The organism is Exiguobacterium sp. s191 (assembly GCF_018618955.1).
In the GTDB taxonomy this organism is placed as follows: Bacteria; Bacillota; Bacilli; order Exiguobacteriales; family Exiguobacteriaceae; genus Exiguobacterium_A; species Exiguobacterium_A abrahamii.
Genome location: NZ_JACSNC010000002.1, coordinates 289,215 through 310,427, shown reverse-complemented (window position 1 = coordinate 310,427; position 21,213 = coordinate 289,215). Strand labels below are relative to the sequence as shown.

Annotated in this window: 24 protein-coding genes and 2 riboswitches; of the genes, 16 read left to right on the top strand and 8 right to left on the bottom strand. The window is 48.6% G+C overall.

Features of this window, described 5'->3' with window-relative positions:
• Positions 1-3: 3 nt before the first annotated feature.
• Both mtnA and mtnK read right to left on the bottom strand, forming a co-directional pair.
• The gene (mtnA, locus tag KNQ09_RS13210; RefSeq protein WP_214858789.1) at positions 4-1,053 is read right to left on the bottom strand and encodes an S-methyl-5-thioribose-1-phosphate isomerase; all 1,050 of its coding nucleotides are present in this window, start codon (positions 1,051-1,053) and stop codon (positions 4-6) included.
• Positions 1,050-2,216 carry an S-methyl-5-thioribose kinase gene (gene mtnK, locus KNQ09_RS13205; protein ID WP_058265590.1) on the bottom strand — a complete coding sequence of 389 codons (1,167 nt, stop codon included), beginning with the start codon at positions 2,214-2,216 and terminating at the stop codon, positions 1,050-1,052. The genes mtnA and mtnK overlap by 4 nt, the downstream gene beginning before the upstream one ends.
• 78 nt (positions 2,217-2,294) lie before the next feature.
• Positions 2,295-2,398: riboswitch (SAM riboswitch) on the bottom strand.
• A gap of 205 nt (positions 2,399-2,603) precedes the next feature.
• Positions 2,604-2,705: riboswitch (SAM riboswitch) on the top strand.
• Positions 2,706-2,775: 70 nt separating this feature from the next.
• On the opposite strand from mtnK, the gene KNQ09_RS13200 reads away from it, so the two are divergent.
• The 6 genes from KNQ09_RS13200 to KNQ09_RS13175 all read left to right on the top strand — a co-directional run bounded on the left by KNQ09_RS13200 (position 2,776) and on the right by KNQ09_RS13175 (position 7,221).
• Complete coding sequence (locus KNQ09_RS13200) at positions 2,776-3,966, top strand: 2,3-diketo-5-methylthiopentyl-1-phosphate enolase (protein ID WP_214858788.1); 1,191 nt, start codon at positions 2,776-2,778, stop codon at positions 3,964-3,966.
• Positions 3,963-4,622 (top strand): 2-hydroxy-3-keto-5-methylthiopentenyl-1-phosphate phosphatase, encoded by a 660-nt coding sequence (locus KNQ09_RS13195; protein WP_214858787.1) that lies wholly within the window; start codon positions 3,963-3,965, stop codon positions 4,620-4,622. The genes KNQ09_RS13200 and KNQ09_RS13195 overlap by 4 nt, the downstream gene beginning before the upstream one ends.
• Positions 4,619-5,239 (top strand): methylthioribulose 1-phosphate dehydratase, encoded by a 621-nt coding sequence (locus KNQ09_RS13190; RefSeq protein ID WP_023467033.1) that lies wholly within the window; start codon positions 4,619-4,621, stop codon positions 5,237-5,239. Before KNQ09_RS13195 ends, KNQ09_RS13190 begins: the two co-directional genes overlap by 4 nt.
• A gap of 16 nt (positions 5,240-5,255) precedes the next feature.
• Positions 5,256-5,792, top strand: a complete 537-nt coding sequence (locus KNQ09_RS13185; RefSeq protein ID WP_023467032.1) for a 1,2-dihydroxy-3-keto-5-methylthiopentene dioxygenase — start codon at positions 5,256-5,258, stop codon at positions 5,790-5,792.
• A gap of 124 nt (positions 5,793-5,916) precedes the next feature.
• Complete coding sequence (locus tag KNQ09_RS13180; RefSeq protein WP_064300625.1) at positions 5,917-6,405, top strand: arsinothricin resistance N-acetyltransferase ArsN1 family A; 489 nt, start codon at positions 5,917-5,919, stop codon at positions 6,403-6,405.
• A gap of 60 nt (positions 6,406-6,465) precedes the next feature.
• Positions 6,466-7,221, top strand: coding sequence for an MBL fold metallo-hydrolase (locus KNQ09_RS13175; RefSeq protein ID WP_214858786.1), 756 nt, complete (start codon positions 6,466-6,468; stop codon positions 7,219-7,221).
• 67 nt (positions 7,222-7,288) lie between these two features.
• On the opposite strand, the gene KNQ09_RS13170 is transcribed toward KNQ09_RS13175, so the two are convergent.
• The gene (locus tag KNQ09_RS13170) at positions 7,289-7,927 is read right to left on the bottom strand and encodes a pentapeptide repeat-containing protein (RefSeq protein ID WP_064300623.1); all 639 of its coding nucleotides are present in this window, start codon (positions 7,925-7,927) and stop codon (positions 7,289-7,291) included.
• A 176-nt stretch (positions 7,928-8,103) separates the two neighbouring features.
• Here KNQ09_RS13170 and KNQ09_RS13165 point away from each other — a divergent pair, with 176 nt between their 5' ends.
• From KNQ09_RS13165 to KNQ09_RS13155, 3 genes are read left to right on the top strand one after another with little or no spacing between them, the layout of a single operon-like run.
• Positions 8,104-9,426, top strand: coding sequence for a Y-family DNA polymerase (locus tag KNQ09_RS13165; RefSeq protein ID WP_058714034.1), 1,323 nt, complete (start codon positions 8,104-8,106; stop codon positions 9,424-9,426).
• Entirely contained in the window at positions 9,410-9,739 is a 330-nt protein-coding gene (locus tag KNQ09_RS13160) for a YolD-like family protein (protein ID WP_023467027.1), read from the top strand. Before KNQ09_RS13165 ends, KNQ09_RS13160 begins: the two co-directional genes overlap by 17 nt.
• 51 nt (positions 9,740-9,790) lie before the next feature.
• Positions 9,791-10,603, top strand: coding sequence for a ZIP family metal transporter (locus KNQ09_RS13155; RefSeq protein WP_023467025.1), 813 nt, complete (start codon positions 9,791-9,793; stop codon positions 10,601-10,603).
• A gap of 51 nt (positions 10,604-10,654) precedes the next feature.
• Here the strand turns inward: KNQ09_RS13155 and KNQ09_RS13150 are convergent, their stop codons facing one another.
• Positions 10,655-12,736, bottom strand: coding sequence for a heavy metal translocating P-type ATPase (locus KNQ09_RS13150; RefSeq protein WP_214858785.1), 2,082 nt, complete (start codon positions 12,734-12,736; stop codon positions 10,655-10,657).
• Between the two features lie 173 nt (positions 12,737-12,909).
• On the opposite strand from KNQ09_RS13150, the gene KNQ09_RS13145 reads away from it, so the two are divergent.
• The 5 genes from KNQ09_RS13145 (at position 12,910) to KNQ09_RS13125 (ending at position 16,606) form a co-directional block, all read left to right on the top strand.
• The gene (locus KNQ09_RS13145; protein ID WP_214858784.1) at positions 12,910-13,746 is read left to right on the top strand and encodes an undecaprenyl-diphosphate phosphatase; all 837 of its coding nucleotides are present in this window, start codon (positions 12,910-12,912) and stop codon (positions 13,744-13,746) included.
• A 107-nt stretch (positions 13,747-13,853) separates the two neighbouring features.
• Entirely contained in the window at positions 13,854-14,447 is a 594-nt protein-coding gene (locus KNQ09_RS13140) for a LemA family protein (RefSeq protein WP_058705206.1), read from the top strand.
• Positions 14,444-15,181, top strand: a complete 738-nt coding sequence (locus KNQ09_RS13135; protein WP_214858783.1) for a TPM domain-containing protein — start codon at positions 14,444-14,446, stop codon at positions 15,179-15,181. Before KNQ09_RS13140 ends, KNQ09_RS13135 begins: the two co-directional genes overlap by 4 nt.
• 18 nt (positions 15,182-15,199) lie before the next feature.
• The gene (locus KNQ09_RS13130) at positions 15,200-15,463 is read left to right on the top strand and encodes a DUF1294 domain-containing protein (protein ID WP_149426779.1); all 264 of its coding nucleotides are present in this window, start codon (positions 15,200-15,202) and stop codon (positions 15,461-15,463) included.
• A 180-nt stretch (positions 15,464-15,643) separates the two neighbouring features.
• Positions 15,644-16,606 carry an EAL domain-containing protein gene (locus KNQ09_RS13125; protein WP_214858782.1) on the top strand — a complete coding sequence of 321 codons (963 nt, stop codon included), beginning with the start codon at positions 15,644-15,646 and terminating at the stop codon, positions 16,604-16,606.
• 48 nt (positions 16,607-16,654) lie between these two features.
• On the opposite strand, the gene KNQ09_RS13120 is transcribed toward KNQ09_RS13125, so the two are convergent.
• The gene (locus KNQ09_RS13120; RefSeq protein WP_214858781.1) at positions 16,655-17,680 is read right to left on the bottom strand and encodes an iron-containing alcohol dehydrogenase family protein; all 1,026 of its coding nucleotides are present in this window, start codon (positions 17,678-17,680) and stop codon (positions 16,655-16,657) included.
• Between the two features lie 132 nt (positions 17,681-17,812).
• Between KNQ09_RS13120 and KNQ09_RS13115 the strand changes: the two genes are divergently transcribed.
• Positions 17,813-18,628, top strand: coding sequence for an aldo/keto reductase (locus tag KNQ09_RS13115; RefSeq protein WP_214858780.1), 816 nt, complete (start codon positions 17,813-17,815; stop codon positions 18,626-18,628).
• A 111-nt stretch (positions 18,629-18,739) separates the two neighbouring features.
• Here KNQ09_RS13115 and KNQ09_RS13110 read toward each other — a convergent pair whose 3' ends face one another.
• From KNQ09_RS13110 to KNQ09_RS13100, 3 genes are all read right to left on the bottom strand, one after another.
• Positions 18,740-19,483, bottom strand: coding sequence for a general stress protein (locus tag KNQ09_RS13110; protein ID WP_064300616.1), 744 nt, complete (start codon positions 19,481-19,483; stop codon positions 18,740-18,742).
• Between the two features lie 128 nt (positions 19,484-19,611).
• Complete coding sequence (locus tag KNQ09_RS13105; protein WP_023467016.1) at positions 19,612-19,929, bottom strand: DMT family transporter; 318 nt, start codon at positions 19,927-19,929, stop codon at positions 19,612-19,614.
• Positions 19,926-20,255, bottom strand: coding sequence for a DMT family transporter (locus KNQ09_RS13100; protein ID WP_214858779.1), 330 nt, complete (start codon positions 20,253-20,255; stop codon positions 19,926-19,928). The genes KNQ09_RS13105 and KNQ09_RS13100 overlap by 4 nt, the downstream gene beginning before the upstream one ends.
• A gap of 269 nt (positions 20,256-20,524) precedes the next feature.
• Between KNQ09_RS13100 and KNQ09_RS13095 the strand changes: the two genes are divergently transcribed.
• Positions 20,525-21,079 (top strand): GNAT family N-acetyltransferase, encoded by a 555-nt coding sequence (locus KNQ09_RS13095; RefSeq protein ID WP_214858778.1) that lies wholly within the window; start codon positions 20,525-20,527, stop codon positions 21,077-21,079.
• The last annotated feature ends 134 nt before the right edge of the window (positions 21,080-21,213 follow it).

Genomic DNA, 21,213 nt, shown 5'->3' with positions numbered 1-21,213 from the left:
TCCTTATCCGAGGGGTTGAAGCCCTGTTAATTGTTCAATCGTTTCTTCATTCGGTTGCGTGATGACACCAAGTTCGGTGATGATGCCTGTGATCAATGTGTGTGGTGTGACATCAAACGCCGGGTTGAAGACGGCGATGCCTTCCGGTGCTGCCGCAATACCTTGGACAGTCGTCACTTCCTGCGGATCACGTTCTTCGATTTCGATCGCGTCTCCGGAAACGAGCGAGAAGTCGAACGTCGAGAGCGGTGCTGCGACGTAAAACGGAATACCAAAAGCTTGCGCGAGCAATGCCAATTGGAACGTCCCGATTTTATTCGCGGTATCTCCGTTTCGTGTAATGCGGTCGGCACCGACGATGATCGCATCGATCTGTTTTTCTTTCAGCGTATGGGCGACCATGTTGTCCGTAATTAACGTGACATCGATGCCGGCACGTTGCAGCTCCCATGTCGTCAATCGTGCTCCCTGCAGTAACGGTCGCGTCTCACTCGCAAAAACGGATAATTCGATGCCGCGTTCTTTTGCGATGTAGAACGGCGCAAGTGCCGTTCCATAAGCAGCGGTCGCAATCGATCCAGCATTACAAATCGTTAGGATCCGGTCGCCTGACTGGAACAATTCCAGTGCATGAATCCCGATTTGACGTGACGTCTGCGCATCCTGGTCGTATAAGGCGACCGTCCGTTTTTCCAACCGTTCGCGAATCTCTTCTACCGACGTCCCGTCTTGAATGATTGGATTCAATTGATCGAGGACATTTCGCAAGTTGACGGCCGTCGGTCGTGTCGCGAGTAACGTCGCCGATGTCTCAAGCAAGGCTTGCTTGTAGACCGGAAGCGCCGCTTCAAAGCGGTACGCTTCTTGAACGAGCACGAATCCACCGAATAAGCTGATCGCAGGTGCGCCCCGGACACGTAGTTGTTTAATCGCCTCAACCGCTTGCGCGAGATCAGCAATGACTTCATAGTGCTCTTCTTGCGGTAGACGTGTCTGATCGAGAATCGTCAAGACACGATCTTCGTAACGGATACTTTGAACGAATGTAGTCATCGGCTGAGTTCCTCCGTTACGTCAAAGTTTCGTAAATCATCGAATGTCCGGCATTCTGTACGGCGTTTGATTAACGCCGCTCCTAGACGAAGAGCGTGACGTTTCCGCTCTAAGCGTTCCGTCGTTGAATCGATTGATTCTAAATCAGCGACCGGTGCAAGACCAATCGTCCGCCGAATCAATTCGCAACCAGCAAAGCCAAGGGCATCCTGCAAGATCGTGCTCAGTACATCATCGACGAGTCCTGATGCCTGGAACGGTTCGACGGCTTCCCGTTCCCATAAGGCACGGAACGTTGAAGCGAACGTCAGCCAGAACGTATCGATATCCTTGATTCGGGCGTCACGTCGTGTAGGGTAATCCGGATATGCCGCGAAGAATAGATGCGCAATGAACTGTCCGACATCGAATCCGAATGGACCATAAAAGGCGAATTCTGGATCGATGACTTTCGTTTCCGTCGCCGAGGCGAAGATGCTTCCTGTATGTAGATCGCCGTGCAGCAATGCATCTCCTTTCGTGATGAAGAGCGCTTCGAGTTTTGCGACTTCGCGTTTTAACTCATCGTCTGCCCATAGACGTGCCACCTCTTCTTCGAGTCCGGCTTCAATCTCGTTCGTCTCCGCGTCATGAAACGGATCCGTGAAGATTAATTTTTCCGTGATGTCGCACAAGTCTGGATTGTAGTACGTTCGGGCGACACGTTTCTTTTCAACCGGACCAAGCGCAAAGTCCGATGTATGGAATAACGTCCGAGCGAGATAAGAACCGATATGTTCCGCAAGCAACGGATACTGTTCACCTGCGAGTAAACCGCTTCGAACGATCGTCAGATGTGAAAGATCTTCCATGACCGTATACGCCTCTTCATGACTAGCATGAAAGACACGCGGTACGAACGGCACGGCATGCCGTGCGAATTCACGGAGTGCGGATTGCTCGATCCACGCTCGTTCGAGCGATAACGGCCAGCTCTCCCCGACGACCTTCGCATATGGTAATGCTTGTTTTAGAATCAATCGATGTTCACCCTCTCGAATTCGGAAAACGAGGTTGAGGTTCCCGTCGCCAATCTCTTCTGCTTCGACGGCTCCATCGCCGATCAGTCCTAGTGTCCGAACACGATCAATCGCGTCCTGTTCTGTAAATGCTTTATATGTCATCTCAGTTTCCCCCTATGTGATACACGAAAAAGCGCCTCTTTTCGTCATCGAAAAGAGGCGCAGAAAAGTCACTGCGTCCTCTTATCTCTCAGACAAAACGTCTGTTGGATGTAGCACCGTGCCCAGTGGTCGGTTGCTGCGGCGTCATCGGGCCAATTCCCTCTGCCAACTCGCGATAAGAGTCGTATGTAGTTGTCGTGTGTGATATTGATTTGAATCTTACGCAATCGACTTCCTCGCTGTCAAATCGAAATCAAGCAGAAACGGATATCATTTTTATGCCATCTATAGAAATAGTATTTTCAAAAAAATAAATTTTCTAAAAATAGTTTGACAAGTGGCGATTCTCATGTAAAAATTGCAATTAGATTTCACAATTTCATCCAATTCTTATCAAGAGCAGACGGAGGGACAAGCCCTACGATGTCGCAGCAACCGACCTTTTGGCACGGTGCTAATTCTTGCAGCTACTAAGCTGACAGATAAGAGTCCACGTTCGAATCATTCATGGTCTCTTGTCGCTGACGAGAGACCATTTTTTTGTTGAAGGAGGAAAGACATGGCTTATATCACTGCTACTTATCAATTGACTGCCCGTGATCGACTCGAGCAACGCGCTGAACAACTCGCGCTTGGTCTGACAGTCGGTTCTTGGACGGAACTGAATCATCTCGAACAACAACAACTCGCCTCGTTCAAAGGGGAAGTCGTACATACCGAAGAGCGCGATGGCAAAGGATATATCACGATTCGTTACCCGGAACATAACGTATCGCGCGACTTTTCTGCGATTCTGACGACCATCTTCGGGAAACTCTCACTCGACGGTGAAATCAAATTAACGGAATTGCTACTACCCGATACATTTACGTCGGACTTTCCAGGTGCGAAATTCGGGATCGAAGGGGTCCGTTCCTTGATCGGTGTCGAAGATCGCCCATTATTAATGAGCATCTTCAAAGGAGTCATCGGACGCGATTTATCGTTCCTTCGTGATCAACTCGAAGGACAACTCGCTGGTGGGATTGATCTCGTCAAAGACGATGAGATCCTATACGACAATCCATTGACACCGACGATTGATCGGGCACGGATCGGACGTGAGGTCATCGATGCTCACTTCCAACGGACCGGTAAACGTGCGTTGTATGCGATCACACTCAGCGGTCCTGTCTTTACGCTCAAGGATCAAGCCAAGCGATTGATTGATGCTGGAGCGACTGCTTTCTTGCTGAATACCTTCACATACGGACTCGATGTCTTACGCGAACTGGCAAGTGATCCGGAAATCAACGTTCCGCTCTTCAATCATCCGGCATATAGCGGTGCGTTGATCGCTAGCCCGAATCACGGAGTCGCAGCCCCTGTCTTACTCGGCACATTACCGCGTGCTGCTGGAGCAGACTTGACGCTATTCCCGTCTCCTTATGGCAATGTCGCTTTACCAAAGGATGTCGCTCGTGGCATCGCGGTCGAAGCGACCCGTCTCGGGCAGACGAAATCGATCTTCCCGGTTCCTTCAGCCGGTATTCATCCTGGACTCGTCGCTCAACTCGTACGAGACTTCGGGATCGATTCCGTCATCAACGCCGGTGGCGGCGTACATGGTCATCCGCAAGGTGCTGCGGCTGGCGTCATTGCTTTCCGTCAGGCACTCGATGCGGCACTCGCAAATGAATCCCTATCGACGGCAGCATCGCGTCATGAAGAATTACGAATTGCCCTCGACGCTTGGGGGATCAAGTCATGACCGTACGGATTCTTTGTGACTTCGATGGGACGGTGACGACGCAAGATAACATCATCGCACTCATGCAGGCATTTGCGCCAGCGAGTGACTTCGAACCGTTGAAACGCGGTGTACTCGACCGGACGTTATCGATTCAGAGTGGTGTCGGGCAAATGTTCGCACTTCTGCCGTCTGACGGAAAAACAGCCTATCTTGACTTTTTGTTGGAGCGTGCAGTCATTCGCGACGGATTTTCGGAGTTACTGCAGTACAGTCGTCGTCAAGGCATCGATTTTTCGATCGTCAGCGGTGGAATGGACTTTTTCGTCGAACCGATCTTAGCGCCCTTCCTCGACCAAGAACAGATTTACTGTAACGTCGCTGATTTCAGTGGTCCATTCGTACATATCGATTGGCCAAACGCCTGCGATGCCCATTGTACGAACGGGTGCGGCTGTTGTAAAACGTCCGTTGCCCGGACACTACGTAAAGACGGTGACGTCATCATCGTCATCGGCGACTCGGTGACGGACTTCGAACTCGCAAAACAAGCGGATCGTGTCTATGCCCGTGATTATCTGATCACGTTGTGTGAAGAGAACGATATCGCCTATACACCGTTTGAGACGTTCCACGATATCGTTCATGATTTAACACGAGCGGAGGTGACAACATGACATTCATGCGACGGTATGAAGAGCTACGCGCCATCAAACAAGAGCTTGCGGCGCGCGATTGGTTCCCTGGTACGAGTGGCAATCTCGCCATCCGGACATCCGGTGTCCCGGTTGAATTCCTTGTGACGGCAAGCGGAAAAGATAAACGGCAGACAACTCCTGACGACTTTGTTCATGTCGATGCGACCGGTCAATTGATCGGTGAGCAATCCGGGCGTCCTTCTGCTGAGACATTGCTCCATGTCGAAGTGTTCAATCGAACGGACGCCGGTTGTTCCCTGCATGTCCATACGATTGCGAACAATGTGATTTCGGAACTCTATGGCGATCAAGGCAGTATCACCTTTTCCGGTCAAGAAATCATCAAGGCACTCGGACACTGGGAAGAGGATGCGACGGTCACGGTACCGATCATTCCGAATCATGCGGACATCCCGACGCTTGCCGCTGCTTTTGCACCGCATGTCACAGCAGACAGTGGTGCCGTCCTGATCCGCAATCACGGGATCACGGTCTGGGCACCGACCGCCTTTGAAGCAAAGAAACACCTCGAAGCCTTCGAGTTTTTATTCAATTACACGTTGACGTTGCAATCATGCCGTCAATCCATTCATTAAAAGGAGGAATCATCTCATGGCAACAGTCTTATTCCAAGAAACAAACACACGGTATACGGATCAAACGGAAGTCGCTGACTTCCTTGCGTCACGCGGCGTTCTTTACGAACAGTGGGACGTTTCGAAACTTCCAGCGCCTCTCGTTGAAAACTTCACACTGACGGATGCAGACAAACAAACGATTCTCGATACGTTCGCTCCAGAAATCAAAGACGTATCAGAACGTCGTGGGTATCAGACAGCTGATATCATCTCACTTTCGGATACGACACCGAACCTTGATGAGTTACTCGTCAACTTCCAGAAAGAACATCACCATACGGATGATGAAGTTCGTTTCATCGTTAGCGGTCATGGCGTCTTCGCGATCAAAGACGAAGAAGTCGGCTACTATAACATCGAACTCAATCCTGGTGATTTGATTTCCGTTCCTGTTAACACACGCCACTACTTTACGCTTCAAGACGATCGTAAAGTAGTTGCTGTTCGGATCTTCGTCACGACAGACGGCTGGGTTCCGATTTACGAGAATGAGACGTCAACGGTCTCTTAAAATCGATAAAAGCGCTGATTTCCTTTATATGAAGGGAATCGGCGCTTTTCTTATCGCACAAACATATCACTACATTGACACGTAACCGATATAATGAAGGAAAAGCGATGAGGAAGTGAGCGTCATGCATATTCGTCCCGTAACGGAACACGACTTACCAGCGATTCTCGCCATCTATAACGAAGGCATTGAAGATCGGATCGCAACGCTTGAGACCGACCAAAAGGACTTATCCTTCATGACCCAGTGGTATGCGGAACGCACCGATCGATATGCCGGTTATGTCGCTGAAGATGACACAGGTGTACTCGGCTTCATTTCCCTCGATCCGTATAATCCGCGTCCTGTCTACGCATCCGTCGGTGAGATTTCGGTTTATATCACCCGGACACATCGTGGACAAGGGATTGGCACACGTTTGCTCGAAACGATTGAACAACATGCCCGTGATCATCAGATGCATAAGCTGATCCTCTTTACCTTCCCATTCAATAAAATCGGACAAAAACTCTATATCCGCTCCGGGTTCCGGATCGTCGGAACGTTTAAGGAGCAAGGACAGTTGAACGGTGAATATGTCGACGTCATGGCGATGGAGAAACGCTTGCGATAGGATTCATTGAATGCCAGACAGGGAATAGTCAATCCGAGTCATTGAGAGAGGATGAACCTAATGGATATTCAACAAATTCGTAATGCAACACTCGTTGTCACGTATGCCAATCAAGTCTTACTGATTGATCCGTTCCTCGGCGAAAAAGGCAGCTTGCCTCCCTTCGGTCAAACACCAAATGCCGTCGCCAATCCACTCGTCGACTTACCGGTCGATGTCAACACACTGCTCGATCCTGACGCGATCTTCGTCACGCATCTGCACGCTGATCATTTCGATGATGCTGCAAAACAACTTTTACCCAAGCATTTGCCACTCTATGCGCAGCAAGAAGAAGACGCGCAGCACATCCGAGAAGCCGGCTTCACGAACGTTTCTTCCTTCGATTCCGGTGTAACGATCGGTGATATCCAAGTCCATCGAACAGGTGGACAGCATGGTGTCGGTGAAATCGGCGAACGGATGGGACGTGTGTCTGGGCTCGTCCTCACCCATCCGGACGAACCGACACTTTATATCGCAGGTGATACGATCTGGTGTGACGAGGTCGCGCATGCGATCGAACAACATACGCCCGATATCATCGTCGTCAACAGTGGCGCCGCCCAGTTCTTGACCGGAGAGCCGATCACGATGTCACAGCGTGATCTCCTTGCCGTACACGAAGCGGCGGCGGAAGCGACGATCATCGTCTCGCACCTCGAGTCCGTCAACCACTGTCTTTTGCGACGTGATATGATTGCTGACTTTTTAACTGCTTTCCATCTCTCTGCCCATTTCCTGATTCCGGAGGATGGCGAAACGATGTCATTTTAAGAACAGTAACTTTCATTAAAAAGAAGTCCTTGTTTCGAATATCCATCGAAACAAGGACTTCTTTTTGTTATGGGATGACGAGACCTAACAAACGAGCAAAGGCAACTGCTTGCTCTTCCGTAATGACAGCACCTGGTAAAAATCGCGGATCGATCGTAATACCAGAGAGCTCCGTCTGCCGGAGGTCGAGACCTTTTAACGGCGTTTCAATCCATTGACTATCCGTAAGCCGGACCGCTTCGAGTTTCCACTGGGTCGGTTTCACTTCGAAGAACTGTGCTTCTTTCATCGTCGTTTCGCTCCAGTGTTGGTGACGGACCGTACTGCGAATGAACTGTGCGTAATCCGCAAGTCCTTCCTGAATCGTCACATGGTCCAGCGTACAATCTTCGAACTGAACACCCGTCATCCGGCATCCGACGAAGGACACGCGGTGAAAACGAGTTTCTTGGAAGTGACATCCCGTTAAGTCACATTGCTCAAAACGGATATCTTCGAACGAACCACGGTCAAAGGTGAGATTCGCGAACGAGACATTTTGAAAACACACTTGATAGGCATCGATGCGTTCTGTCAGTTCACTCGGCATCGACTCTTTCTCATAACGCGCTCCTTTTAGATACGGGTCATCGATTTCGACTTGATCGAACGTCTCTGGTTGAAGCGTTTTCGGTAATTCTGGTAAACGGATAATGGTCTCTTTCAATGAAGGTTCCCCCTTTTTTCTCTCCCTTAGTGTATCAAACTCCTTTTATATGAGGGAAAATCGTTCAAATTCCCCTTTTTTCAACAGTTTTTATTTTGAGACACTTTGAGACCATGCTATAGTCAAAGAAAATTAAAATAAGAACATACGTTCTTTTATGTAAAGGAGTGATTCAAATGTTTCCTTCCGTCGTTTTACCACAAGATAAACGGATTTTTTGCGTCGACAGTGTGTCCTTCTACGCCAGCTGTGAATGCCAGTATCGCAATCTCCCCCCCTTGACGACACGCCTGGCGGTCGTCTCCGATTTAAAACGAAGCGGGTCCGTCATTCTCGCTGCCACCCCTGCCTTAAAAGCACTTGGAATCAAGACAGCCGGTCGATTATATGAAATCGAGCAATTGCCATACGCTGTTCGTCGTACGATTCGACTTGTCGAACCACGTATGCTCGCTTATATGAAGACGTCGATTCGTGTCCTGGATGTCCTGCACCAATTCGCCCCACCTGAAGCCATCCGCGTCTATTCGATTGACGAAAGTTTCATTGACATGACCGGAACCGATCGCCTATTTGGTTCTGACCTGCAAGCTGCCCTCAAAATTAAAGAAGCAATCCTGAAACAAACCGGCATCCACGTCCGCATCGGGATTGGTCCAAATAACGTCATCGCGAAATTGACGCTTGATTTAATCGGGAAAAAAGAAGGCATCGCGCGATGTGGATATGCTGATGTCGCACGACGTCTTCATGATTTTCCGATTCGAAAGATGTGGGGAGTTGGACATCGCATGGAACAACATCTGCAGATGATGGGGATTGAAACGATCGGTGATCTTGCCATGCGCCCCGTTGAAGAGTTACACGAACGCTTCGGTGTCATCGGTGCCGAACTGTGGCATCACGCTTGGGGACTCGACGCGTCACCGACACTGCTTCCCCCGCGTCATCTGTTCGAGAAAGCCCCTCAACGGACGATTGGACACGGTGTGACCTTAATGCAGGACTATTATCAGTTCGAACGCATCCGGAATGTGCTCAATGAACTGGTACAGGATGTTGCCGCACGTTGTCGCTTTTCGAATCAAGTCGGCTGGACCGTTCACATCGGTGTCCGTTATTCTCGAAACGTCGTCCGAAGTGGTTTCTCCCGTCAAGTACGGTTGCCTTATCCGACATCCGATGAACGCATCATTTTGCGTCACGTCTTACAATTATTCGAACCGAATTGGCTCGACGGAGAACCTGTTCGTTTTTTATCCGTCGCAGTGGGGCATTTGACTGCCGATCAAGGCACCTTACAGTTGTCTTTGTTCGAGGATAATGCGCGGCTCTGGAAACGGCGACGGTTATTAAAAGCAATGGATGTCGTCAACCTTCGCTACGGAAAAGGAACGATTCGCCTCGCTGTCTCGTTTCTTGATACGAGTGTCGCCAAACGTCGCCTTCGTTTTGTCGGCGGTCATCCGGGAGGTGATCTTCATGACAGCGTATCGTGATCGGGGAAATTTAAAATGGATTCCTTTTCTCATGCCGGAACATTTGCAACTGCTGCGGGAATACTATGTCCAGATGCATCAGCTCGACTTGCCTGAAATTGATGAACAGTTGCAAGAATCATGGCACTTTCTGCTTCAAGAAGCTTTAATAGAAGGAAACGAACTTGAAATCACGTATTATAAGGAAAGTAGCTACGTGACGGTCGTCGGTTTCGTCGAACGACTAGAACCCGAACGTTCCGTTCTCTTTCTGCGCGGACGTGAAGTCATTGAAATTCCCTTCACACGAATCGTCCGGATCGAAAACGGGTAAGCTCTCATACAGATGGATGCTTTAAATCGTCCCCGGAAAGAAGGAATAGTCATGTTGGATTGGTTTACTTCCCTCCCCGTCGTCGTGCAAGCATTGCTTGCCGGAATGATGACGTGGGGGTTAACCGCACTTGGTGCGGCACTCGTCTTCGTCTTTACGACGATTGAAAAACGCGTCATGAACATGATGCTCGGTTTTGCCGCCGGCGTCATGATTGCCGCGTCGTTTTGGTCGCTGCTTGCTCCTGCGATCGAGTTCACGGAGCAGGATGGAGGAATCGCCTGGATTCCTGCTGCCATCGGTTTTCTCGCTGGTGGATTTTTCGTCCGTCTCCTCGACTTCGTCACGCCGCATTTGCACTTATCTGCACCACTCGAGACAGCGGAAGGTCCTTCGACAGGACTCAAGAAAACGACGTTACTATTTCTTGCGATCACGTTGCACAATATTCCCGAAGGTCTTGCGATTGGTGTCGCTTTTGGCGCCGCTGCCTTAAACATGGACGGGGCGACCGTCGCCGGTGCCTTGACGCTCGCACTCGGTATTGGGATACAAAACATGCCGGAGGGAGCTGCCCTATCGATTCCACTACGCGGTGAAGGAATGTCGCGCCGGCGCGCCTTCCATTACGGTCAATTGTCAGCAATCGTCGAACCGATTGCCGCGATGGTCGGAGCAGCCGCGGTCTTCTTCGTTCAACCGCTTCTACCGTATGCGTTATCGTTTGCTGCCGGAGCGATGATTTTCGTCGTCGTCGAAGAATTGATTCCGGAATCACAAGCAGAGAACGGATCCGATTTAGCAACGCTTGGTCTGATGGTCGGGTTTACGGTCATGATGATTCTCGATGTCGCACTCGGGTGATCTAAAAATATGCGATCATCTCCTCAAAAGAGGAAATGATCGCATATTTGTTCATGCACGTATCTTTAATAGACGCATCGCATTCAGGACCGCTAACATTGTCACACCGACATCAGCAAAGACGGCTTCCCACATCGTTGCGATTCCAAAGGCTCCAAGTAACAAAAAGATTGCTTTGATTCCAAGGGCAAAATAGATGTTTTGATAGACGATCTTTCGCGTCGTTCTGGCAACATCCATCGCATCGGCAAGCTGTTTCGGCTCATCGGTCATCAAAACGACATCCGCTGCTTCAATCGCCACATCACTCCCGATTCCGCCCATGGCGATTCCGACATCCGCCCGTGTCAGGACAGGGGCATCGTTGATTCCATCCCCTACGAACGCTGTTTTTCCTTTTGCTGTCTTCATCAGTTCTTCCAGCGCTTCGACTTTTTGATGCGGCAACAAGTTCGCAATGACGTGATCGAGATCCAACTGTTTTCCGATTGCTTCTGCCGTCTGTTTCCGATCGCCTGTCAACATGACGATTCGACGGATGCCTCGCTTTTTCAATTGGATGATCGCTTCCATCGTCGTCGTCTTCAGTTGATCTGCAATTCGAATCCATCCCAGATAGTCTTGGTCCTGAGTAATGTGAACATAGGTACCGATTTCGGTTTCTTTATCAGGTGTAAAGCCCAGTTCCTTTAACCACTCGGCATTTCCTGCACGCAGCAGTCGACCATCGTACTCCCCACTGACGCCTTTCCCTGCTATTTCTGATAAGTGAATGCCACCATCTTTAGATGGTAAGCCATCAACCGCCCGGACGATCGAAGTCGCGATCGGATGATTCGATTGCCGTTCCACCCGAGCTGCTACTTGTAGTAACTCTTGTTTCGTCATCGTATGTGCTTGAATAGCGACGACTTCAAAATTCCCTTTCGTCAACGTACCTGTTTTATCCAAGACGAGGGTATCGATTCGTTGCAACGATTCTAGATGATTTCCGCCTTTGACGAGTATGCCTCGCTTTGAAGCAGCACCGATTCCACTAAAAAAGCCGAGCGGGATGGAGAGCATGAGCGCACAAGGACAACTGATGACGAGAAAGACAAGCGCCCGGTACGTCCACTCGCTAAAGGAAGCATTCAGTAAGAGAGGCGGCAGAACCGCTAAAATTAGCGCAATCACGACAACAGCCGGCGTATAAACTCGCGCAAATCGTGTGATGAACTTTTCCGTCGGTGCTTTATGACGAGAGGCTTGTTCTACCAGTGAAATGATTTTCGCGACCGCCGAGTCCGTATACGACCGATCTACTTCAATCACTAACTGTCCGCCCGTGCTGATCGTACCGGCTAGCACATGATCCGTTTCATGTACACGCCGAGGAACCGATTCTCCTGTCAATGCTGCCGTATCCAGAAAGGCAGTACCTTGCTTGATCGTTCCATCAAGTGGAATCCGTTCCCCAGCACGGACGATGATTCGCTGTCCTGGAATGACATCTTCCGGACGCACACGTCGCCCATCCTCAAGCACGGCTTGCTCTGGTCTAATATCCATCAATGCTGAAATCGAGCGTCGTGATTGATTGACAGCCCTATGCTGAAAATATTCACCGATTTGATAAAACAACATGACTGCCACCGCTTCTGTATACTCCCCAATGACGAATGCCCCGATCGTCGCGAGCATCATCAAAAAATTCTCGTCAAACAACTGTCCGCGTCGTGTCGACCGAAGTGCATTACGTAATACTTCATTCCCGATGAATACATACGCCGTAAGATACAACCATATTTGTATGGACTCGGGAACAAGAAATGCTATTCCGAAAGAAGTCAGACCTATGAGTGTTTGAAGTTTCTTTGACCTTGTCCAAAATACCATTTCAGTCGTGTCTCGTGTATCCTGCTCGCGTTGCAGGAGAGCATCTGGTTCTAGTTCGTGAACACGCTGAACAACGTGACGATACGTCTGTTCTTGGATATCTGGGGATGCGTATGTGATATAGAGACGTTGCCCTGCGAAATCCAACGTCGCTTCCTTGACTCCTGTTACGTTTGCCACGCCACGCTCTACTTTCGCTGCACAGTTCGCACAATCAATTCCTGAAATCCGGATCGGTTCAGTCGCTTCACGCATTCTCTCACCTCATTCAAATATTTGTTTGATTATACAGTCATCGTACGCCTTTTTCCTTCCGTTATCAATCCATACTTTCCTCGGTCTTGCGCCCGATATTCCAATTAGTTCTATCTCACAAGAATAAAACATGATATGTTTTTAACTAGCACATCATATAGAAGGAGATTATCATGACAATCATTGAACTTTTAAAAGCGCTCTTACTCGGTTTCGTCGAAGGGATGACGGAATTTGCACCGGTCTCTTCCACAGGTCACATGATCATCGTCGATGACATGTGGTTGCAAACGACCGATTTTCTCGGTAAATATTCGGCGAACACCTTTAAAATCGTCATTCAGCTCGGATCGATTCTTGCGGTCGTCGTCGTCTTTTGGAAACGCCTCTTCAGCCTGATCGGTTTGTATAAGATTGAAGGCGAACATGACGCATCAGGGACACACAAGTTAAAACTACGTCACGTCTTGATCGGTCTTCTACCAGCAGCTGTTCTCGGGTTGTTATTCGAAGATTTCATCGATGAGAACCTCTTCTCGATTGAAACGGTCATCATCGGTCTTGCTGTCGGTGCCCTCTTGATGATCGCAGCCGATAAATTCGGACCAAAGGAACCAAAAACGACATCGCTTGATCAGATTACATATCGCCAAGCAGCACTCGTCGGTCTGTTCCAATGTATTTCCCTTTGGCCTGGCTTCTCCCGTTCTGGTTCAACGATTTCCGGAGGGGTCTTCCTCGGGATGAATCACCGGACGGCAGCTGACTTCACATTCATCATGGCTGTACCGATCATGTTCGGTGCTAGTTTCCTTTCGCTCGTTAAGAACTGGGATAACATTCAACCGAATCACTTCGCATTCTATGCTGTCGGTTTCGTTGCGTCGTTCGTGTTTGCCCTCTTATCGATTCGCTTCTTCTTGAAGCTGATCAACAAGATCAAACTCGTTCCGTTCGCCATCTACCGCCTTGTCTTAGCAGCTGTCTTAGCTGTCATCGTCTACATGTAAGTTCAAACCGTTAGCTATTTTAGCTGACGGTTTTTCATTTTTTTGAAACTAATTCAGTCGCTTAAGGGTATATAGGGATGAGACATAATTAAAGGAGTGAATGCCACATGGCACGCAGAAGTCGGAGTAGATCAAAACTCCCATTAATCATCGGAGTCGTTATTGTTGCCGTAATTGCCTTTTTAGCAATCGGACAATACAATAGCCTCGTCAATGTAGAAGAAGATGTATCGAATAAATGGTCGCAAGTCGACAACCAGATCAAGCGTCGTGCGGATTTGATTCCGAACCTCGTTGAAACTGTCAAAGGTGTTGCAGGTCAAGAAGAAAAAGTATATGGAAAAGTCGCAGAAGCCCAAGCTGGTCTTGCGCGTGCTGCGTCAACTGAACAACGAATTGAAGCCGACCAACAAGTCACGTCTTCGCTTCGCGGATTGATTGCTTTGCAGACGACTTACCCGGAACTAAAATCAAGCGAACGATTCCAATCCTTGATGGACACGCTGGAAGGAACAGAAAATCGTCTCGGGATCGCCCGCAAGGATTACAATGATGCTGTAACCCTCTACAACAAAAAACGTCGGAGCTTCCCAACGACACTCTACGCATCCGCCTTCGGATTCGAGAAAAAGCCGTATTACGAGATTTCAGACAGCGACCGGGAAAATCCGACCGTCGACTTTAACAGTGATTCGAAATGATTCGGCGGTGGACGCGACTTCTGTTGAGCGCGTTCCTCGTCTTCTTCCTCTTCGTTCCAACAGCTAGTGCCGTTTCAGAACGGACGGGAGCAGCCTTCTTCATTCAGGATGATGCTCAGCTGCTCACCCCTTCGGAAGAAGCCGAACTCGCGCAACTCGGTCAGGAACTCGAACGATATACGACAGCACAAGTCGTCCTCAAGACGGTTCCCGATCTAAAGGGACAGGATTTAAGCTCTTACGCCAATGAAACGTTCCGGCGCCAAGGCATCGGTCAAGAAGGAAAAGACAATGGTGTTCTTGTCGTCGTCGCTCCGAACGAAAAGGATCGCCAATTCCGGATCGAGGTCGGTTATAAACTCGAAGGGATTTTGACAGACATCACAGCCGGACGTATTCTCGATCAGTATGCTGTTCCTTACAAGGAAAACAGTGAGTATGGAAAAGCAGCCTCCGAAACATATAAAGCGGTCGTCAGTGTCATCTCAAAGGATCAATCGCTTGAGTCACAGGATCCTCCGAAAACACAAAATGACAACGGACTTCCGCTTTGGACGAAGATTCTGATCGGTGCTGGATTACTGATCTTATTGTTCCTCGATATGAAGTTCACCGGTGGTATGTTCTTCTTTGCGATTTTGAACATCTTCTCCGCGATCATGCGTGGTGGCGGTGGAAATGGTGGCAGTCGCGGTGGTGGCGGAAGTTCCGGCGGTGGTGGTGCCGAACGGTAGAAAAGGAGTCGTTTTTTCATGAGGATCATCTTAGGGTATTACCTCCTCCTGACACTCATCGGATTTGTCTCGATGTGGCAGGATAAACGTCGGGCGCGGCAACATGCTTACCGAACACCCGAAGCGACACTATTGACGATTGCTTTCCTCGGTGGTGCGCTCGGTTCTTGGATCGGTATGTACACAGTTCGGCACAAGACACGGAAAGCGAAGTTCCAATGGCTCGTTCCAATGGCTGCTGTCTTGCATCTCACTTTCTGGTTTGTTTACACTTCACAATGAAAGAATGTGACCGATAGAGGAGAGAACGTACGGAATTGTGTCCGTCGTTCCCTTCTCTTTTTTATATGAGGTCAATGATTATGAAGAACAGGTTTAATTTCTTTTTCTCTTAGGGTAAAGAATTTAACCAATTTAATAAATACATCTTTTTTTGATGTACTGAGAGGTGGACATCCCTTTATGTGGCATCCTTGCGCCGAATGTACGACATCAATCCGTTTTGTTGAAGCGGGAGCACTCCATATTCAATCACCGACGCCAGAAATCTATTCCTATCAATCGTTTGAACAGCTCGAACAGTTACTGACATCGCTCTTACGTGTAGCGGATTATCCGGTGTCTTGTCGCGCCACACAATCGCGTTACGTGACAGCACCCATCCTAGCTTCAGCACTTCTAGAACAACTGAAGCATCGGTCTGCGATTGATTTCATCCAGCATGGGGTCATGACAAGCCACCTACAACCGATTTATGATATCCAGCGCAACGTGCTCGTCGCGAACGAAGCCTTGCTACGAGCAGCTGATGATAACACGTCTATCTCGCCTGGTGTCTTGTTTTCAACGGCCTCGAAGATGGGACTCCATTCCCGTCTCGATCAGCGGGCGCGTGAAGAAGCCATCCGTGCGACGCATCATATCGGTGGCACAACAAAAACGTTCATCAACTTCCTTCCTTCGACGATCTATAATCCGGAGTACTGCCTTCGCCATACGTTTGAGATCGTCGAACGTTATCAAGTCGATCCAAGTCGGCTCGTCTTCGAAGTCGTCGAAACGGAAAAAATTGAAGACGTCAACCATTTGAAACACGTCTTCGAACAATATAAAAAGCAAGGCATTCAAGTAGCACTGGACGATGTTGGCGCTGGTTTCTCGACACTCGATATGTTGTCCTTGCTTCAACCGGATTATATTAAGATTGATCGTTCCTTCATCGATCACTGCGATACGAACTCAGAAAACGAAGCCTTTTTACGAAAAGCCCGTCATCTGACACGAGAAATGGGGATTCAAATCTTAGCGGAAGGCATCGAACGGCAAGAAGAACTCGATCTTTGCCGCGAACTCGGCTTCGATCTTGGTCAAGGATACCTACTCGGTCGCCCTGCTCCTTATGCTCGCTTTGCGAAAGCACAATAAAAATACGCACATGGACCGTCTGATTCGGCACATGTGCGTATTTTTATTTTAAGTTGTCGAAACGGAAACCGTCTCGTTCCGTGTAATAGCATCCACTAGTTGTTCCATTGACACGATCGGACGCAACAGACGACACAGTTCCTCTTTCGATGTCCGTAAAGCAAGTGTTTCGACGACATCGAGCGATAATGCGAAGTCTGCGAGTGCCGTCGGCTGTTCTTGTGCAAGAAGATAGTCACGCAACTCTTCATAATCATCATCATGTCCGAGTAGCTTCTCCTGAACGAGTAGTCCATAACCGACCTTACTCCCGTGTAAAAACGCGTGTGTTTCCGGATGAGGAGATAACGCGTTATGCACTGCGTGTCCGATTGCACCACGCGTCGCCGCGTCACCAAAACCGCCGATACTTCCAGCTAACGGAATGACGGTTTCGACGAGATGTTGCATTTCAACGGGATACTCACGAAAACGCGTTTCCGTTATATTCGTCGACAAGATAAGATCCTTACAACGTTCAGCTGTTCGAAGCGCCATCTCAATGACGGGATCTTCAGCTGATGATCCGCTTAAGGCACGTGCTTCATACCACTTCGCTAGCGTATCGACGAGTCCGGCTACGAAATAATCATACGGACTTGCTGCGATGATCCGATGATCGAGTAAAAGGGCTTCAATCACGACGGGGAACGTATCAAATCGGATGTACTGTCCCTCTTCGTTATACATGACACTGAGCGGAGTCCACGGAGCACAGTTCGAGACGATCGTCGGAATGACGATGATCGGGCGTTGTAATTGAAACGCGACTTGTTTTGCCGTATCGATGACACTCCCACCTCCGAGCGCGAGAATCACATCGTATGGAGCACATACCTGTTTGAAAGCTTCCACCTGTTGATCCGTACAATGCCCTTCAAATAAAAGACGTGGTAATGCTGGTAAAGCAAAAGCGGCTGCTTCATAGGCTTGACGTCCATGAATCAGGACTGCTGAACGATCACCTATTACTTCTTCGAGTTGATCGAGTGCGTGTTGCTCATGTATGTATTGTAAAACAGCTTGTCGAATCACAGGATCGCCTCCTAATATTTGTTATCGCTCAGTATACGCAAAAGAACTCACTTCGGCAATCATTCGATTTTTACAGGAGGAGCGCGTACACTAGAAAAGAGAAGAATTTACTACAAAGGAGTCGATGAATCGATGCAACAGATTACGTTAAATAACGGCATCAGCATGCCCCAACTCGGATATGGTGTCTTTAAAGTACCGGAAGAAGAAGTATATGAAGCGGTCAGCGAAGCACTCCGCGCCGGGTATCGTTCAATCGATACGGCGATGATTTACGAGAACGAAGAAGGTGTCGGTCGCGCGCTGCGTGACTCGGGCATTCCCCGAGAAGAGATCTTTCTAACGACGAAAGTCTGGAATTCCGATCACGGCTATGAAGAGACACTTGCCGCTTTCGAGACGAGTCTGCAAAAGCTTGGTGTCGATTATGTTGACTTGTATCTGATTCATTGGCCGATGCCAAAAGAAAATCGTTATGTCGAGACATGGCGGGCGCTCGAACATCTCTATGCAGAAGGAAAGACGCGTGCCATCGGTGTTTCGAACTTCCATATTCCGCACTTGGAACGAATTTTAGCCGAAGGATCAATCGTTCCTGCCGTCAATCAGATTGAACTCCATCCGTTCCTCAGCCAAGAAGCGATCCGAGACTTTTGCCGCAAGCACGGTATCGTCGTTGAAGCTTGGAGTCCATTGATGAAAGGACGCGACGCGTTAACGCATCCGGTCATCGTCGATATTGCCGATCGTCATCAGAAAACGCCAGCTCAAGTCGTCCTCCGTTGGCACTTGCAACACGATATCGTCGCGATTCCGAAATCTGTCACGCCAAGCCGCATTCGCGAAAATCTTGATGTCTTCGACTTCACCTTGTCAGACGCTGATATGCAAGCCATCGATCAATTGAACGCCAACGTGCGTACAGGATCAAATCCGGATCATAAATAAGACGAGACGATTCTCGTTTAATCTCCATACAAAAAGAAGGTACCTTTCGGAATTGATCCGGAAAGTACCTTCTTTGATGATGACCCTGATGCGTGATTCTAATCTATTATTTTAGCGGTCTAAATTATTTCCATGGTCTTGCTTGGCGATGTCATCTGATTGATGTTTCGATTGACGATGTTCTTCGCCGTCTTGCGTTGCATCATGTTCTTTTTCCTCGCGTTCTGTTTCCGGACGTCGGAAATCATCATCCCGACGCATCGCGATGTCCGGTTCCCGGTTCCCGTCGAGTTTTTTTGAATGATCGATTGCCTGCTCGTCTTGCGGCATCTTATCCGTACCGGCACGATGCAAATCAATCTCTGCATGCTCTTCCTTCGAATCTTTATCAATATCAAGCGGATTACCGGAGCCGAGCTGTGCATTGGAATTCGCATCTGATGACGTATGCGTCTCTTCGCCACTACCATAACGAACCTTTACATCAGGATGCGTATTATCTGTATTTAAATGTGGATCGAACTGGATGTCTTGGACTTCAAGCAACAGAACGAAGCCTCCACCTTCGACTTCCGTTTTGCGTTGTTCGATCTCATTGTCTGATAGATCAAGTGACCCGAACAGATCATCGACTTCTTGATCGCGTCCTTTGTTTCCACGAATCCGGTCGATCCAAGACGGTTTCGTCGTCGCGATTTCTGCGTCCATCTGGCTACGGACGAGTGCGATGTTCGACTTCTCCTTGACGATAACGTAGAAGTCTTCCTCCCGATGTCCCTGAATGTGTAACTCATCCATTTTTGAGATCAATTCTTCTTCTGAATAGAATGTTCCGATATATTGTTTCGTTTTCATGAATATTCTCCCCTTATCGACACGATTTGTCATGCGTGACTTCTATAAGGAGTATTTCCTCTTTTGCGTTAAAATATGCCAAAAAACATGCGTTCCATTAAAACGTCATCTGTTTGACATGTAAACGATCATTCACCGACGAGTTTCAAGCCGATTGTAGCACTCAAGACAAGACCGATGCAGACCAGTCGCTTCCAGTCTTTTGATTCGTTATAGAGCACCATGCTGAGAATCGCACCACCCGCTGCTCCGATTCCCGTCCATACCGCGTACGCTGTTCCCATCGGTAAACCATTCATCGCAAGTGTCAAAAATAGAAAACTGAGTCCGAATCCTGTTCCCATCAACAGTAGATTCTTCGCATTCTTATTTTGATTGAACGTATTGATCAAGACGACACCAAACATCTCAAAGATTCCGGCAATGATTAAATAAATCCAACTCATGCTGATTTCTCCTCTCCACTGACTAACTTCAGACCGATGACGCCGACGAGTAAGACAGCGATCAATGCTAATTTCATCACGGAAGCTGCTTGATTGAATAACACGATATCCGTTACGACCGTTCCTGCTGTTCCGAGACCGACGAAAACAGCATAGACCGTTCCGACTGGTAAATGGTTACTCGCTTTAATTAGCACGGTAAAGCTAACGATGATACAGACGATCGTTGCAGCCCACTCAAGTGGTGTTGCCGCATGTTTTAATCCGATGACCCAGCCCACTTCAAAACACGCTGCGACGATGATGCCAATCCAATACTTTGCCATAGTAATTGCCTCCTGATAGGTAAATTCAAATGAAAAAGCCCGGGAGCAAGCGAGACGATTCGCTTTACTCCCGGGCTTTTATCCCTCCGTTGCATGGACAAACGTCCATGTTCCTCCCTCGGTCCAGCCGTACGGAACCCTAGAGGATACTCCCTATTCCATTCGATACAACCACCCTAGCACGCCCTTTTTCCCATGTCAAACAGGAATCCGTTCCCCATCTGTCAAATAGAATCAAAGTGACTTCATCTGAAAGAGGAGGATGCTGCATGCGTTATAAAATCAATGATCAACTTCGAATTCGTCGTTTTACACCAGAAGATGTGGAAGCGGTTCACGCCTATGCCTCACAACCCATCGTCAGTCAATTCCAATCATGGGGACCGAATACCGAAACGGATACGAAACAATTCCTACATGATGCGCTTGAAAGTGAACTCGAGACACCAAGACGTCGTTATGTCTTTGCCGTGACGTTTTCAAGTGACGTCGTCATCGGTGCCGGTGAACTCGTCATCACAGACGTTGATAATAAAATCGCCGAAATCGGATACGTCCTCTCGCCTGATGAATGGGGGAACGGATATGCGACGTCGATCGCCTCTTTCCTTCTCCAATTCGGTTTCGAAAAACTAGAACTACACCGCATCACGGCAACGTGTGACCCACGGAACGTCGCTTCCGAACGCGTGTTGCAAAAGGTCGGCATGACGAAGGAAGGACAGCTTCGCGAGACGGTCTATCTCGAAGACCACTGGCGCGATTCCTTGATTTACGGCATGCTCGACTGGGAATGGCAAGTGGATCACGAAGAAGATAACTAACATATGACTTCAAACGGTGTGCCGAGGCATACCGTTTTTTTATGGACAATCTCCTATTTTTTTGATTTTAATCAATTTTTAAACAAGCGCATGCTACACTATTCATAATGACAAATTTTAAGAATTGGAGTGAA

Bases quoted from the DNA above. Each gene is read 5' to 3' on its own strand.
- KNQ09_RS13140 (WP_058705206.1), top strand. From the start codon at position 13,854: ATGGCACGCAGAAGTCGGAGTAGATCAAAACTCCCATTAATCATCGGA.
- mtnK (WP_058265590.1), bottom strand. From the start codon at position 2,216: ATGACATATAAAGCATTTACAGAACAGGACGCGATTGATCGTGTTCGG.
- KNQ09_RS13165 (WP_058714034.1), top strand. From the start codon at position 8,104: ATGTTTCCTTCCGTCGTTTTACCACAAGATAAACGGATTTTTTGCGTC.
- KNQ09_RS13175 (WP_214858786.1), top strand. From the start codon at position 6,466: ATGGATATTCAACAAATTCGTAATGCAACACTCGTTGTCACGTATGCC.
- KNQ09_RS13195 (WP_214858787.1), top strand. From the start codon at position 3,963: ATGACCGTACGGATTCTTTGTGACTTCGATGGGACGGTGACGACGCAA.
- KNQ09_RS13190 (WP_023467033.1), top strand. From the start codon at position 4,619: ATGACATTCATGCGACGGTATGAAGAGCTACGCGCCATCAAACAAGAG.
- KNQ09_RS13185 (WP_023467032.1), top strand. From the start codon at position 5,256: ATGGCAACAGTCTTATTCCAAGAAACAAACACACGGTATACGGATCAA.
- KNQ09_RS13115 (WP_214858780.1), top strand. From the start codon at position 17,813: ATGCAACAGATTACGTTAAATAACGGCATCAGCATGCCCCAACTCGGA.
- KNQ09_RS13150 (WP_214858785.1), bottom strand. From the start codon at position 12,736: ATGCGTGAAGCGACTGAACCGATCCGGATTTCAGGAATTGATTGTGCG.
- mtnA (WP_214858789.1), bottom strand. From the start codon at position 1,053: ATGACTACATTCGTTCAAAGTATCCGTTACGAAGATCGTGTCTTGACG.
- KNQ09_RS13100 (WP_214858779.1), bottom strand. From the start codon at position 20,255: ATGGCAAAGTATTGGATTGGCATCATCGTCGCAGCGTGTTTTGAAGTG.
- KNQ09_RS13145 (WP_214858784.1), top strand. From the start codon at position 12,910: ATGACAATCATTGAACTTTTAAAAGCGCTCTTACTCGGTTTCGTCGAA.
- KNQ09_RS13135 (WP_214858783.1), top strand. From the start codon at position 14,444: ATGATTCGGCGGTGGACGCGACTTCTGTTGAGCGCGTTCCTCGTCTTC.
- KNQ09_RS13095 (WP_214858778.1), top strand. From the start codon at position 20,525: ATGCGTTATAAAATCAATGATCAACTTCGAATTCGTCGTTTTACACCA.
- KNQ09_RS13160 (WP_023467027.1), top strand. From the start codon at position 9,410: ATGACAGCGTATCGTGATCGGGGAAATTTAAAATGGATTCCTTTTCTC.
- KNQ09_RS13105 (WP_023467016.1), bottom strand. From the start codon at position 19,929: ATGAGTTGGATTTATTTAATCATTGCCGGAATCTTTGAGATGTTTGGT.
- KNQ09_RS13110 (WP_064300616.1), bottom strand. From the start codon at position 19,483: ATGAAAACGAAACAATATATCGGAACATTCTATTCAGAAGAAGAATTG.
- KNQ09_RS13130 (WP_149426779.1), top strand. From the start codon at position 15,200: ATGAGGATCATCTTAGGGTATTACCTCCTCCTGACACTCATCGGATTT.
- KNQ09_RS13200 (WP_214858788.1), top strand. From the start codon at position 2,776: ATGGCTTATATCACTGCTACTTATCAATTGACTGCCCGTGATCGACTC.
- KNQ09_RS13125 (WP_214858782.1), top strand. From the start codon at position 15,644: ATGTGGCATCCTTGCGCCGAATGTACGACATCAATCCGTTTTGTTGAA.
- KNQ09_RS13180 (WP_064300625.1), top strand. From the start codon at position 5,917: ATGCATATTCGTCCCGTAACGGAACACGACTTACCAGCGATTCTCGCC.
- KNQ09_RS13155 (WP_023467025.1), top strand. From the start codon at position 9,791: ATGTTGGATTGGTTTACTTCCCTCCCCGTCGTCGTGCAAGCATTGCTT.